Annotated in this window: 12 protein-coding genes; 9 read left to right on the top strand and 3 right to left on the bottom strand. The window is 68.2% G+C overall.

Features of this window, described 5'->3' with window-relative positions; translation table 11 throughout:
* The first annotated feature begins 2 nt into the window (after positions 1-2).
* The gene (argS, locus tag KHB019_RS03690; protein WP_230102277.1) at positions 3-1667 is read left to right on the top strand and encodes an arginine--tRNA ligase; all 1665 of its coding nucleotides are present in this window, start codon (positions 3-5) and stop codon (positions 1665-1667) included.
* Positions 1668-1686: 19 nt separating this feature from the next.
* On the top strand, positions 1687-2523 hold the full coding sequence (locus KHB019_RS03685) for an LmeA family phospholipid-binding protein (RefSeq protein ID WP_337458088.1): 837 nt from the start codon (positions 1687-1689) through the stop codon (positions 2521-2523).
* On the opposite strand, the gene KHB019_RS03680 is transcribed toward KHB019_RS03685, so the two are convergent.
* A complete protein-coding gene (locus KHB019_RS03680) occupies positions 2520-3533 on the bottom strand; it encodes a YihY/virulence factor BrkB family protein (RefSeq protein ID WP_230102279.1) in 1014 nt (337 codons plus the stop codon). The two genes, KHB019_RS03685 and KHB019_RS03680, sit on opposite strands and share 4 nt — an antisense overlap.
* Positions 3534-3671: 138 nt before the next feature.
* Here KHB019_RS03680 and lysA point away from each other — a divergent pair, with 138 nt between their 5' ends.
* From lysA to KHB019_RS03650, 6 genes are all read left to right on the top strand, one after another.
* Entirely contained in the window at positions 3672-5081 is a 1410-nt protein-coding gene (gene lysA / locus KHB019_RS03675; RefSeq protein ID WP_230102280.1) for a diaminopimelate decarboxylase, read from the top strand.
* Positions 5078-6400 carry a homoserine dehydrogenase gene (locus KHB019_RS03670; protein ID WP_230102281.1) on the top strand — a complete coding sequence of 441 codons (1323 nt, stop codon included), beginning with the start codon at positions 5078-5080 and terminating at the stop codon, positions 6398-6400. The genes lysA and KHB019_RS03670 overlap by 4 nt, the downstream gene beginning before the upstream one ends.
* Entirely contained in the window at positions 6400-7335 is a 936-nt protein-coding gene (gene thrB / locus KHB019_RS03665; RefSeq protein ID WP_230102282.1) for a homoserine kinase, read from the top strand. Before KHB019_RS03670 ends, thrB begins: the two co-directional genes overlap by 1 nt.
* A 167-nt stretch (positions 7336-7502) precedes the next feature.
* A complete protein-coding gene (rho, locus tag KHB019_RS03660) occupies positions 7503-9467 on the top strand; it encodes a transcription termination factor Rho (RefSeq protein ID WP_337458087.1) in 1965 nt (654 codons plus the stop codon).
* A 19-nt stretch (positions 9468-9486) separates the two neighbouring features.
* Positions 9487-10563, top strand: coding sequence for a peptide chain release factor 1 (gene prfA / locus KHB019_RS03655; protein WP_230102284.1), 1077 nt, complete (start codon positions 9487-9489; stop codon positions 10561-10563).
* A gap of 33 nt (positions 10564-10596) precedes the next feature.
* Positions 10597-10998, top strand: a complete 402-nt coding sequence (locus KHB019_RS03650; protein ID WP_230102285.1) for a phage holin family protein — start codon at positions 10597-10599, stop codon at positions 10996-10998.
* 1 nt (position 10999) lies between these two features.
* On the opposite strand, the gene epsC is transcribed toward KHB019_RS03650, so the two are convergent.
* Both epsC and cysK read right to left on the bottom strand, forming a co-directional pair.
* Positions 11000-11572, bottom strand: a complete 573-nt coding sequence (gene epsC / locus KHB019_RS03645; protein WP_230102286.1) for a serine O-acetyltransferase EpsC — start codon at positions 11570-11572, stop codon at positions 11000-11002.
* An 8-nt stretch (positions 11573-11580) separates the two neighbouring features.
* On the bottom strand, positions 11581-12519 hold the full coding sequence (gene cysK, locus KHB019_RS03640; RefSeq protein ID WP_337458086.1) for a cysteine synthase A: 939 nt from the start codon (positions 12517-12519) through the stop codon (positions 11581-11583).
* Positions 12520-12626: 107 nt separating this feature from the next.
* On the opposite strand from cysK, the gene prmC reads away from it, so the two are divergent.
* Entirely contained in the window at positions 12627-13487 is an 861-nt protein-coding gene (gene prmC / locus KHB019_RS03635; RefSeq protein ID WP_230102288.1) for a peptide chain release factor N(5)-glutamine methyltransferase, read from the top strand.
* The last annotated feature ends 18 nt before the right edge of the window (positions 13488-13505 follow it).

Raw genomic sequence — 13505 nt, 5'->3', positions numbered from 1 at the left:
ATATGAATCCCGACACTCTCGCCGAAGCCATCCTCGCCGTCGTCACGCCGATCGCGGCATCCTTGCGACCCGACGAGGCGCTCGACATCGATGCGTCCGACATCCCGCTGGAGCGCCCCCGCAACCGCGACCACGGCGACTGGGCGTCGAATCTCGCGATGCGCCTCGCGAAGAAGCTCGGCACGAACCCGCGCGAGCTGGCTCAGCAGATCGCGGACGGCCTCGTCGTCATCGACGGCGTCGCCAGCGCAGAGGTCGCCGGCCCCGGATTCATCAACATCCGTCTCGACGCGGCCGCGGCCGGCGTGCTCGCCAAGACCATCGTCGAAGCCGGCGACGCGTACGGCCGCAACGATTCGCAGCAGGGGGTGAGCGTCAACGTCGAGTTCGTCTCGGCGAACCCGACCGGCCCGCTGCACATCGCGCACACGCGCTGGGCGGCCCTCGGCGATTCCATCGTCCGCCTGCTGCTCGCCAGCGGCGCGAACGCGGTCCGTGAGTACTACATCAATGATGCCGGCGCGCAGATGCAGAGGTTCGCGGCTTCCGTCGTCGCGGCGGCCAAGGGCGAGCCGACGCCGGAGGGCGGCTACCCGGGCGAATACATCGCGTCGCTCGCCGCGCGCGTGCTCGAGTCGCGTCCCGACCTTCTCGACCTCCCCGAGGCCGAGAAGCTCCGCGTGGCTGAGGATCTCGGCTACGAGTACCAGCTCGCCGAGATCAAGCATTCACTCGATCGCTTCAACGTTCCCTTCGACGTCTGGTTCTCCGAGCGCACCCTGCACGCCAAGAGTGCAGCAGGCACCAGCCTCATCGACCAGGCGCTTGATCGACTGCGCGAGCAGGGTCACGTCTTCGACGAGGAAGGTGCCGTGTGGGTGCGCACCACAGACTTCGGCGACGACAAGGATCGCGTCATCCGGCGCTCCAATGGCGAGTACACGTACTTCGCTGCCGACGCGGCCTACTACCTGAACAAGGGCGACCGGGGCTTCCAGAACAAGATCTATCTGCTCGGTGCCGATCACCACGGCTACGTGCACCGGTTGAAGGCCGTCGCGGGTGCCGCCGGTGAGGACCCGGAGAAGAACATCCAGGTGCTCATCGGTCAGATGGTGTCGATCAACGGCGCTCGATTGAGCAAGCGCGCCGGAAACATCATCGAGATGGATGATCTGCTGGACTGGCTCGGCACCGACGCGCTCCGGTACTCCTTGGAGCGCTCGCCGGCCGATTCGCCGCTTGACCTCGACCCGGAGCTGCTGCAGAAGCGCACCAACGACAACCCCGTGTTCTACGTTCAGTACGCGCACGCCCGCACGCACAACGCGAGCCGCAACGCCGCAGACTCTGGCATCGAACGCAGCGAGTTCGCCCCCGAGACCCTCTCCCACGAGACGGAATCGGCGCTGCTCGGTGCCCTGCAGGAGTTCCCGCGCATCGTCGCGTTCGCGGCCGAGGTTCGCGAGCCGCACCGCGTCGCGCGCTACCTCGAGGAACTCGCCGGCCTTTACCACCGGTGGTACGACAACTGCCGGATCACGCCGCTCGGCGACGACCCGATCGAGAGTGTGCACCGCACGCGTCTGTGGCTGAACGACGCCACGGGGCAGGTCCTGCGCAACGGCCTCGATCTGCTCGGCGTCTCGGCGCCCGAGCGCATGTGACATCAGGAGCAGCGAAGCCATGAGCGACGAGCACCAGACCCTGCCTTACCCGGAGCCGTCGTCGGAGCATCCGACGCTCGTGATCCCCGGCAGGGGAGACGAGCCGCGCCCCGCCAGGCGTCGCGCGCGCTGGCCGTGGGTCGTGCTCGTCATCGTGCTGGTGCTGGCCGCACTCGCTGTCGCCGGAGAACTCCTGGCCAGGGCCATCCTGCCCGGCGTCGTACGCGGAATCGTCATCGACCAGCTCGAGCTGCCCCAGGACCAGCAGCTCGACGTGGACGCGGCGGGGATCCTGCTGCCGCAGCTGATCGGCGGAAGACTCGACGAGCTGCACCTGTCGACGGACGCGGTGACATTCGGCGGCATCACAGGGTCCGCCGACGTGACGGCCACCGGCATCCCGCTGCGCGGCGGCGACCTCACCGATGCGCACGGCACCGTGCGGATCGACCAGGAGCAGTTCACGGCGCTCGTCACGGCATCCGATCTGCCCATCGACACGGTGACGTTCGCGGAGCCCGATGTGACGGCGTCCGGCAGCTTCGAGGTATTCGGCATGCCGGTGCCGGTCGCACTCACCGTGACGCCTGGCGCGGATGCCGGTGACATCGTGCTGACCCCGGTCGAACTGGAGGTCGCCGGTCTCACTCTGAACGCCGCGGACATCGCTGAGCGCTTTGGCGACGCGGCGTCGCGGATCACCGAGCCGCAGCGCGTGTGCATCGCCGATCAACTGCCCGCAGGTCTTACCGTTACCGGCTTGAAGATCGACGGCACGGAGGCCGTGATCGACGTCGACGTGGACGGTGCCATTGCGACGGACGAGAGCCTCCAGCAGAACGGCTCCTGCGACTAGCTCTTCTGCTTCTCGCCGGAATTCCGTTCGGCGGATTCCGCTTCCTCCGCCGAACGCAGGGCCCGTGTCGCGATCGCGACCTCCTGCTGAGCGCGCTGCACGCGCCGTTGCGCGAACGTCCGCGCCCCGTACGTCGCCGAGATCCGATCGTGCGCCTCCTCTGCTCCGGTGGTGATGAGCGCGCACGAGATGAGGATCACCTGGCTGGAGAGGTTCATCCAGATCAGCAGCGCCAGGAGCGAGGCGAACGTCGCCAGCAGCGGGTTCGAGGTGGCCCCGCCGACGAACAGGCTCGAAAGCTCCTGCAGGACGACGAGCCCGATGCCTCCCAGCAACGCGCCTCCCCACATCGCCTTCGCCGGCGCGCGCAGACCGGACAGCAGCAGGAAGATCCCGATGATCAGGGCCACGTCGAGGGCATACACGACAAGCAGCGAGACGACGCGGATGCTCCACTCGGCGATGACGGAGTCGTCTGCCAGGCCGAGCAGGTCGGTGACGAAGCCGAGGCCGATACGGGCGAGGAAGGTCACCGCTGCCGCAGCGATGAACGCGACGGCGATCCCGAGGGCCAGCGCGAGGTTGCGCAGGATCACCCAGACGAAGAGCACGTCGTCCTGAACGGTGCCCGCGATGCTGCGCACCGCCGTCCGCAGGGCCCCGATCGCGCCCAACGCGGCACCGATGAGCGCGACGAGCGAGATGATTCCGGTGATCGTGAACCCGGCCGGCTCGATCTCCGTCGGGTCCTTCACGACACCGTCCGGCCCGACCAGGCCCGGCACGGCCGAGTCGATCGCATCGAGGATCGGCTTCCACGCGTCCGGGTTGCCGGCGAGCCAGATCGCAGCGATGGAGAATCCGAGCAGGAGCCCGGCGAAGACGCTGAACAGAGCGCGATAGGTGACGCTGTCGGCGAGCATCGGACCGCGACGCTCGGAGTACAGCAGATACGCTCGAACGACCCTCAGGCGCAGCACCCAGGCGATCACGGACTTGATAATCTCCATGCCTTCACCGTAATGAATCTCGGATTGAGGCGGCGAGGGGGTTGCGCGGTGCCAGGTCGCCCTGGCAGGTGCCATAGAATCGGGGCAACCTCGAGTGGCCCGTCTTCACCGGGGTTTCCCTCCCATGATTGGTGCTGTGTGCTTCCCCCTGCAGATCCGCTCGCCCCGGAATGGCTCGTCGTGCCAGACGACGCGAATGCGCTCGCAGCAGGAGTGTGGCCGGCATCCGCGAACCGCGCTGCCGATGGAGAGATCGTCCTCGGCGGGATGCCGGTGTCCGAGATCGTCCACGAACACGGAACACCGGTGCTGGTGCTCGACGAAGACGAGGTGCGCAGTCGGGCGCGCGAGTTCCACGACGCATTCGCGGCGGCTACCGCCCAGCACGGCACGACGGCTCGCGTCTACTACGCGGGCAAGGCATTCCTGTCCACCGCAGTCGCTCGCTGGGTGACCGAAGAGGGGCTGGGCGTCGACGTGTGCACGCGCGGTGAGCTCGAGGTCGCACTTGCCGCCGGCGTGGATGCTGCGCGGATCGGTTTCCACGGGAACAACAAGCTCCCGTCCGAGATCGAGCGGGCTGTCGCCGCCGGCGTCGGCACGATCATCGTCGACAGCGCGATCGAGATCGAGCGCATAGCCGCCGCCGCCTCCCGCCTCGACATCGTGCAGCGCGTTCTGGTGCGGGTGAACAGCGGTGTGCACGCCGAGACCCATGACTTCCTCGCGACGGCGCACGAAGACCAGAAGTTCGGCATGCCGTTCGCGGATGCCGAGACCGCCGTCGCTCGCATCCGTGAACTGCCGTCGCTGGAGTTCGCCGGGCTGCACTGCCACATCGGATCGCAGATCTTCGGCGTCGCGGGGTTCCGCGAGTCAGCTGCCCGTGTGCTCGAACTCCACCAGGCGCTGCGCGCCGGCGGCGAGATCCCGATCCTGAACCTCGGCGGCGGCTTCGGCATCGCCTACACGAGCGTCGACGACCCGACGCCCATCGCCCGTCTCGCCTCGGAGATCGTCGACGCCGTGGCGTCCGGATGCGCCGAACGCGGCATCCCGCTGCCGACGCTCGCGTTCGAACCCGGCCGCGCCATCGTCGGCACTGCCGGAGTGACGCTGTACGAAGTCGGCACGACCAAGCCGGTCAGCCTCGACTCCGGCGCCAGCCGTCTGTACGTGAGCGTCGACGGCGGCATGAGCGACAACGCGCGGCCGGCGCTGTACGGCGCGCAGTTCTCCGCCCGCATCGCCTCGCGCACCAGTGACGCCGAGCCGACGCTCTCCCGCGTCGTCGGACGGCACTGCGAGTCGGGAGACATCGTCGTCGACCACGAGTACCTCCCCGATGATGTCGCCCCTGGCGACCTGCTGGCCGTCCCGGCGACGGGTGCGTACTGCGCCTCGCTGGCCAGCAACTACAACCATGTCCCGCGTCCCGCTGTCGTCGCGGTCTCCGGTGGGAGCTCGCGCGTGATCGTGCGCGGCGAGACCATCGATGACCTGCTCGCGCGGGATGCCGGAATCAGCACGAACGAAGGAGCACGATGACCCAGCCCCAATCGAGCGACCAGTATCGACGACTTCGCGTGGCGCTTCTCGGCGCCGGCGCCGTGGGCTCACAGGTCGCCGACCTGCTGCTGCGCCACGGCGACGAGCTGGCAGACCGTGCCGGCGCGTCGCTCGAGCTCGCCGGCATCGCCGTCCGCGACGTGGATGCTCCGCGCGATGTGGAGCTCCCGAAGGAGCTGTTCACCACCGATGCGGACAGCCTCATCGTCGGCAGCGACATCGTCATCGAGCTCATGGGCGGCATCGAACCGGCACGCGGCAACCTGCTGCTCGCTCTGAACTCCGGAGCAGACGTCGTCACGGCCAACAAGGCGCTGCTGGCGACCCACGGCACCGAGCTGTTCGAGGCGGCCGATCAGGTCGGCGCCTCGGTGTACTACGAGGCGGCTGCGGCCGGCGCGATCCCGATCATCCGGCCGCTGCGCGATTCGCTCGCCGGCGACCGCGTCGTCCGCATCATGGGAATCGTCAACGGCACGACCAACTACATCCTCGATCGCATGGACAGCGAGGGCGCCGACTTCGCCGAGGTGCTCGCCGACGCGCAGCGCCTGGGCTATGCCGAAGCCGACCCGACAGCCGACGTCGAAGGCTACGACGCCGCGCAGAAGGCGGCGATCCTGGCATCCCTCGCCTTCCACACCGCCGTCCCTCTCGACGCCGTGCACCGCGAGGGCATCACCGCCATCACGCCGGCGATGATCGAAGAGGCCCGCGCGGCCGGATTCGTCATCAAGCTGCTCGCCGTGTGCGAGCGCATCACGGTCGACGGATCCGAGTCGATCTCGGTGCGCGTCTACCCCGCGCTCGTGGCTCGTACACACCCGCTCGGCTCGGTGCACGGTGCCAACAACGCCGTATTCGTCGAAGCCGAGGCCGCCGGTTCACTCATGTTCTACGGCGCCGGTGCCGGCGGCGTCCAGACGGCGTCCGCCGTTCTCGGCGACGTCGTCTCGGCAGCGCGACGCCACATCGCCGGCGGCGTCGGGGTCGGGGAGTCGACGCGAGCGAACCTGCCGACCGTTCCGATCGGGCACGTCATCACGCGCTACCAGATCACCCTCGAGGTGAACGACCAGCCAGGTGTTCTGGCCACTGTCGCCGGCATCCTCTCCGAGGGCGGCGTGTCCGTCGCGACCGTCGTGCAGACGGTGCAGGGCGAGGACGACCCCACAGCGCGCCTCATCATCGGCACGCACCGCGCCGCAGATCAGGCGCTCAGCGACACGGTCGAGAAGCTCGCCGCGAGTGACGTCGTCGAGCGCGTCGTCTCCGTGCTGCGCGTGGAAGGCGAGTGATGGCGGCTGTCGAGGGGCGCACGGTGCAGGTGCAGGTTCCAGCCACCAGCGCGAACCTCGGCCCCGGGTTCGACACCCTCGGACTCGCACTGAGCGTGTACGACGAACTGACCGTCACGGCGCTCGACGGCGACCGCCTCGAGATCGACGTCTCCGGGTCGGGTGCCGATGAGATCGCGCGCGACGAGTCGAACCTCGTCGTGCGTTCGATCGAGCATGTCTACAAGTCCGTGGGTCGCGAGATGCCAGGGCTGCGGATCACGGCCAGGAACGGCGTCCCGCACGGTCGAGGGCTGGGGTCGTCCGGCGCCGCGGTGACGGCGGGGGTTCTCGCAGCAAAGGGACTCCTCGCCGGTGACGTCGAGCTCTCCGATGCCGACCTGCTCCGACTGGCGACAGAGCTCGAGGGACACCCGGACAACGTCGCTCCGGCATTGTTCGGCGGTCTGACGATCGCCTGGACTGGCGAGAGCGGACCGCAGCACAAGAAGCTGCTCGTTCACCGTGGTGTCGCCCCGCTCGTACTCGTCCCTGAGCGGACGATGTCGACCACGCTCGCCCGTTCGCTGCAGCCGCCGCAGGTGTCCCGCGAGGATGCCGTGTTCAACGTCTCTCGCACAGCACTGCTGATCGCTGCGCTCATGCAGAGCCCAGAACTGCTGCTCGATGCAACAGCGGACAGACTGCATCAGGACTACCGTGCCGAGGCCATGCCAGAGACTCATGCGCTCGTGCAGGCGCTCCGCTCGGCCGGATTCGCGGCCGTCGTCTCCGGTGCGGGGCCCAGCGTCCTGGTCCTCTGCGACGGTCCTGGCGGTCGCCAGGAGGCGAAGGAACTCGCCGATTCCGTCACTGACACTCCGTGGGAGGGCCTCATGCTGGCCGTCGACGTGCGTGGTGGTACAGTAAGGGAACGAGCGGAGGGTTCCACGTAATTTCGTGACTCTGACCCCCATCGCAATTCTGCGAGACCCGCACGCAACCCCCAGTACTGCTTTTCCGGTGCTGGCTGGCGGACGCCGAGCGTCTGTCCGTGCGATCGCGCACAGCACCCGTTGTGCGCGAGACATGCTCATTTCCCACGACATATAAGGGAGTACTCGTGGAGAATTTCTCCGAGACCCAGAACGACCAGTCGGCAACCGACGCTTCGGCTCCAGCCGCCGACAGCACCGCAACCGAGACCACGGCTCCGCGCAAGCGCGCTCCGCGTCGGGCGACGACGGCGACAGCAGCTGCCAAGGGCGCCGAGGCGGCTCCTGCCGCTGACGCAGCACCGGTCGCTGCACCTGCCGCTGCTGAGGCGGCACCTGCTGCCGACGCGCCGGCCGCTGACGCGCCCAAGGCGAAGGCACCGCGCCGCAGCCGCGCGAAGAAGGCTGACGCCGACACCGCGTCCGCCGAGGCGGACGCACCAGCGCCGGCAACCGAGAGCGCAGCATCCGACGCAGCCGAGGCACCCGCCGAGGCCGCTCCCAAGTCGGGCCGGGGACGCCGCACCAAGAAGACCGAGCCCGCAGCAGACGCAGCACCCACCGGTGAAGACGCGAAGTCCGACGCCAAGTCCGGTTCCCAGCCCGAGGCCGCTGACGCAGGCAAGTCCACGAAGTCGGAGAAGCCGGCCGAGGCGGATCAGACCCAGAATGACAAGCAGAGCGATGCCGACGGCTCCGACGCCGGTGACGGCGACGAGGGCTCCGGCCGCAGCCGCAGCCGTAACCGCAGCCGCAGCCGTGGCCGCGGCGGAAACGCGCAGAACGGTCAGAACGGCCAGGACGCCCAGCAGAACGCCTCCTCCGATGACGAGGGCAACGGCCGCGGCCGCCAGCGCAACAAGCGCCGCACCAGCGGTGGCGCATCCGACGAGTTCGAGACCGAGATCGGCGAGGACGACGTCCTGATCCCGATCGCCGGCATCCTGGACGTGCTCGACAACTACGCGTTCGTGCGCACTACCGGCTACCTCGCCGGCGCCAGCGACGTCTACGTCTCGCTCGGCCAGGTGAAGAAGTACAACCTGCGCAAGGGCGATGCGATCGTCGGCGCCATCAAGCAGCCCCGCGAGGGCGAGCAGCAGGGCCGCCAGAAGTACAACGCGCTGGTGAAGGTCGACTCGATCAACGGCCTGTCCGTCGAGGACGCCGCCACCCGCGTCGAGTTCGGCAAGCTCACGCCGCTCTACCCGCAGGAGCGCCTGCGACTCGAGACCGCTCCTGAAAAGCTCACGCAGCGCATCATCGACCTCGTCGCTCCGATCGGCAAGGGGCAGCGCGGTCTCATCGTCGCGCCGCCGAAGGCCGGCAAGACGATCGTCCTGCAGCAGATCGCGAACGCGATCGCTCAGAACAACCCCGAAGTCCACCTCATGGTCGTGCTGGTCGATGAGCGCCCCGAAGAGGTCACCGACATGGAGCGCACCGTCAAGGGCGAGGTCATCGCCTCGACGTTCGACCGTCCGGCAGAAGACCACACCACGGTCGCCGAGCTCGCCATCGAGCGCGCGAAGCGCCTCGTGGAACTCGGTCGCGACGTCGTCGTGCTTCTCGACTCGATCACCCGCCTCGGCCGTGCCTACAACATCGCCACGCCCACCTCGGGCCGTGTGCTCACCGGTGGCGTCGACGCTGCAGCGCTCTACCCGCCGAAGCGCTTCTTCGGAGCCGCTCGCAACATCGAGAACGGCGGATCGCTCACGATCCTCGCCACGGCTCTCGTCGAGACCGGATCCAAGATGGATGAGGTCATCTTCGAGGAGTTCAAGGGCACCGGCAACAGCGAGCTCCGCCTGTCGCGCGCCCTCGCCGACAAGCGCATCTTCCCGGCCGTCGACGTCAACGCGTCGTCCACCCGCCGTGAGGAGATGCTCCTGTCGCAGGATGAGGTCAAGATCACCTGGAAGCTGCGTCGCGCCCTCGCCGGCCTCGACACCCAGCAGGCCCTCGAGGTCGTGCTCGGCAAGCTCAAGGAGACGCAGTCGAACGTCGAGTTCCTCGTGCAGATGCAGAAGTCGATGCCCGCTCCTGTCGCCGGTGGACACAGCCACGGGCACGAGAACAGCATCCGCTGATCCGCTCAGGAGATACGGCGTGTTCGAGTCCGTTCAGGCTCTGATCGACGAACACCGCCGGGTGCAGGAGGAGCTCTCCGACCCGGCGGTGCACGCCGATGCTGCCCGCGCGAAGCGCGTCAATCGGCGCTACGCCGAGCTCAGCCGCATCGTCACCGCGCATGACGCGTGGATCGCGGCAGTCGACGACCTCGATGCGGCTCGTGAGCTCGCGAAGGACGACGACGCGTTCGCCGAGGAGATCCCTTCCCTCGAGGAGAACGTGCAGCAGACGCAGGAACGACTGCGTCGCCTGCTCATTCCGCGCGACCCGGATGACGCCCGCGACGTGATCATGGAGATCAAGGCGGGGGAGGGCGGCGCCGAGTCCGCACTGTTCGCGGCCGACCTGCTGCGCATGTACACGCAGTACGCCGCTCATAAGGGATGGAAGACCGAGCTGCTCGACCGCAACGAGTCGGACCTCGGCGGCTACAAGGACGTCCAGATCGCGATCAAGGGCTCGAGCTCCGACCCTGCGCAGGGCGTGTGGGCGCACCTGAAGTACGAGGGCGGCGTGCACCGCGTGCAGCGCGTCCCGGCGACCGAGTCGCAGGGCCGCATCCACACGTCGACCACCGGCGTGCTCGTGTTCCCAGAGGTCGATGAACCTGAAGAGCTTCAGATCGACCAGAACGACCTGAAGATCGACGTCTACCGTTCGTCCGGCCCTGGCGGGCAGTCCGTCAACACGACCGACTCTGCGGTGCGCATCACGCACATGCCGACCGGCATCGTCGTCTCGATGCAGAACGAGAAGTCCCAGCTGCAGAACCGCGAGGCCGGTATGCGCGTGCTGCGCGCCCGCCTGCTCGCCAAGCAGCAGGAGGAACGGGATGCCGCGGCATCCGATGCCCGCAAGTCCCAGATCCGCGGCATGGACCGGTCGGAGCGGATCCGCACCTACAACTTCCCCGAGAACCGCATCGCGGATCACCGCACCGGCTTCAAGGCGTACAACCTCGATCAGGTCATGGACGGTGCACTCGATCCGATCATCGAGTCCGCGATCACGGCGGATGAAGAGGCGCGCCTCGCCGCTGTCGGCGGAGACTGACCTTGCGCGCCGTCCGGGTCTAGGATCGGCGGCGTGATCACCTTTCTCATTCGACTGTTCGTCTTCCTCGCCTCTGCGGCGATCGGACTGATCGTCGCGGATCTCGTCCTGCCCGGCTTCATGATCCAGTGGGATCGCTGGTGGGGCTTCGTCATCTGCATCGTGATCTTCGCGATCCTGCAGAGTGCGTTGAGCCCGCTGATCGCGAGACTCGCTGACCGCTACGCCCCGGTGCTGACCGGGGGCATCGGCATCGTCTCGACGCTCGTCGCCCTGATCGTCGTCGTGCTGCTGCCGATCGGCGGCCTGCGGATAACGGATGCCGCCGGTTGGATCGTCGGCGCGGTGATCGTCTGGATCGTGACAGCGCTGTGCACGCTGCTGCTGCCGATGATCTTCCTCAAGCGTGACGCGAAAGAGCGGCGGAAGGGCTGAGTCAGATCGAGTAGTCGGAGGCGAGGCGCAGGTCGCTGAAATCGTCGTGGCCACGTCGCTTGCGAGCACGAGCGGGGACGCCGGTGAGGATGCTCTCCTCCGGGGCATCCTTAGTCACGACGGCGTTCGCGCCGACCACGGTGTTGCGTCCGATCGTGATCGGCCCGAGGATCTTCGCACCAGCTCCGACGACGACGCCGTTGGCGAGGGTGGGATGCCGCTTGCCGGTGTCGTCGCTGGTACGACCGCCGAGAGTCACCCCGTGATACAGCATCACGTCGTCGCCGATCTCTGCGGTCTCCCCGATCACCACGCCTGAACCGTGGTCGATGAAGAACCGCCGGCCGATCTTCGCGCCGGGGTGGATCTCGATCCCGGTCAGCGCCCGAGCGAGCTGCGAGTTCGCGCGTGCGGGAAGACGCAGTCCGCGACGCCACAGCGCGTGCGAGGCGCGGTGCGCCCAGACGGCGTGCAGCCCCGGGTACAGCGCAGCGACCTCGAGGCCCGTACGAGCGGCGGGGTCGCGCAGACGCGCGGCGGCGATGTCCTCGCGGAGGCGCGAGAGGGGACTCATGTGGGGGATCAGCTCTCGCGCAGATCCTCGAAGAGCGCGGTCGAGATGTAGCGCTCACCGGTGTCCGGCATGACGACGACGATGGTCTTGCCTGCGTTCTCCGGCCGAGCCGCGACCTGCAGAGCAGCCGAGAGAGCCGCACCGGAGGACATGCCGACCAGCAGGCCCTCCTTCGCCGCGAGCTCGCGCGCGAGGCGCAGCGACTCGTCGAACTCGACGGCGATGACCTCATCGAGCACCTCGCGATCGAGGACGTCAGGAACGAAGTTCGGGCCGATGCCCTGGATCTTGTGCGGACCGGGGTGGCCCTCGGTCAGAACGGGAGAGTCCTTCGGTTCGACGGCGATGACCTTCACGTCGGGCTTGGCCGCCTTCAGCGCCTGACCGGTGCCGGTGACCGTGCCGCCGGTGCCGACGCCCGCGATGAAGATGTCGACGTCGCCGTCGGTGTCGCGGAGGATCTCCTGCGCCGTGGTCTCGCGGTGGATCTGCGGGTTCGCCGCGTTCTCGAACTGCTTGATCCAGATGGCGCCGGGGGTGTCGGCGACGATCTTCTTCGTCTCCTCGATCGCTCCGCTCATGCCCTTGGTCGGATCGGTGAGGACGATCTCCGCGCCGAACGCCTTCAGCAGCACTCGACGCTCCTTCGACATGGATGCCGGCATCGTGAGAATCACCCTGTAGCCGCGGGCAGCCCCCACCATCGCCAGCGCGATGCCGGTGTTGCCGCTGGTCGATTCGACGATCGTGCCGCCGGGCTTCAGCTCACCCGATGCCTCCGCGGCGTTGATCATCGCGATGCCGATGCGGTCCTTCACGCTCGACGCGGGGTTGTAGAACTCGAGTTTCGCGAGCACGGTCGCCCCGACGCCCTCGGTGACGCGGTTCAGGCGCACCAGGGGGGTGTTGCCGAAAGCGGTCGTGATGTCGTCGTGGATGCCGGGCATGGCTGGCCTTTCGTTCGCGGAACGGGTGCGCTCTCAGCCTATGCGAGCGGATGCAGCGCCGGGGTCAATATGACGGGCTGCCCGATGCGAGGACGTACGCTGAAGGGATGCCCGAACAGACCCTCGCAGCCGCCGTCCGCGCCGCCGCAGAGCGCCTTGCAGCAGCCGGCGTACCGGACCCGGTCGTGGACGCCGAGCTGTTGATCGGACACATCCGCGGGCTCCGTCGCGGTGAGGTGCAGGCCGGGATGGTGCGCGGCGATCTGCTCAGCGAGCCGGAGGACGCCGCGCTCCAGCAGCTGGTCGCCCGGCGTGCCGCCCGCGAACCTCTGCAGCATCTGACGGGCACCGCTCCGTTCCGTCACATCGAGCTCGCCGTCGGCCCCGGAGTGTTCGTGCCTCGGCCGGAGACCGAGATCGTGGCGCAGTTCGCGATAGACGCGCTGGCGGCGGATGCCGACCCGTCTCCCATCGGGGTCGACCTCTGCACCGGCAGCGGAGCGATCGCGCTGGCGATGGCGACGGAGGTGCCGCACTCGCGCGTCTTCGCCGTCGAACTCTCACCCGACGCGCACGTCTGGGCGGCTCGCAACACCGCTGGAGCCGAGAACCTCTCCCTCGTCCACGGGGACCTCGCCGACACGCTCGGCGAACTCGACGGCACGGCATCCGTCGTCATCTCCAATCCACCGTACGTACCCGATGACGCGATCCCGCGGGACCCGGAGGTGCGCCTGCACGACCCGGCGATGGCGCTGTACGGGGGACCGGACGGACTCGACGTCGTGCGCGTCCTCAGCCGACGGGCGCTCCGGCTGCTGCGTTCGGGGGGAACCCTCGTGATCGAGCACGGCGAGCTGCAGGGAGCGGAGATCCGCACTCTGCTCGAGGCCGACGGCTGGCGTGCGACGACCACCCACCGCGACCTCGCCCAGCGAGACCGCGCGACCACTGCTCTCAAACCCTGACGCCGAGCCGGGGAGTCT

The sequence above is a fragment of the Microbacterium sp. KHB019 genome (genome assembly GCF_037285405.1).
Classification (GTDB): Bacteria; Actinomycetota; Actinomycetes; order Actinomycetales; family Microbacteriaceae; genus Microbacterium.
Note: the sequence above shows the minus strand (reverse complement) of the source record. Positions and strands in the feature narration are given on the sequence as shown.

What these genes read in the sequence shown, in the direction of transcription:
- argS (WP_230102277.1), top strand. Translation starts at nt 3, where the DNA reads ATGAATCCCGACACTCTCGCCGAAGCCATCCTCGCCGTCGTCACGCCG.
- KHB019_RS03685 (WP_337458088.1), top strand. Translation starts at nt 1,687, where the DNA reads ATGAGCGACGAGCACCAGACCCTGCCTTACCCGGAGCCGTCGTCGGAG.
- KHB019_RS03680 (WP_230102279.1), bottom strand. Translation starts at nt 3,533, where the DNA reads ATGGAGATTATCAAGTCCGTGATCGCCTGGGTGCTGCGCCTGAGGGTC.
- KHB019_RS03670 (WP_230102281.1), top strand. Translation starts at nt 5,078, where the DNA reads ATGACCCAGCCCCAATCGAGCGACCAGTATCGACGACTTCGCGTGGCG.
- thrB (WP_230102282.1), top strand. Translation starts at nt 6,400, where the DNA reads ATGGCGGCTGTCGAGGGGCGCACGGTGCAGGTGCAGGTTCCAGCCACC.
- epsC (WP_230102286.1), bottom strand. Translation starts at nt 11,572, where the DNA reads ATGAGTCCCCTCTCGCGCCTCCGCGAGGACATCGCCGCCGCGCGTCTG.
- cysK (WP_337458086.1), bottom strand. Translation starts at nt 12,519, where the DNA reads ATGCCCGGCATCCACGACGACATCACGACCGCTTTCGGCAACACCCCC.
- prmC (WP_230102288.1), top strand. Translation starts at nt 12,627, where the DNA reads ATGCCCGAACAGACCCTCGCAGCCGCCGTCCGCGCCGCCGCAGAGCGC.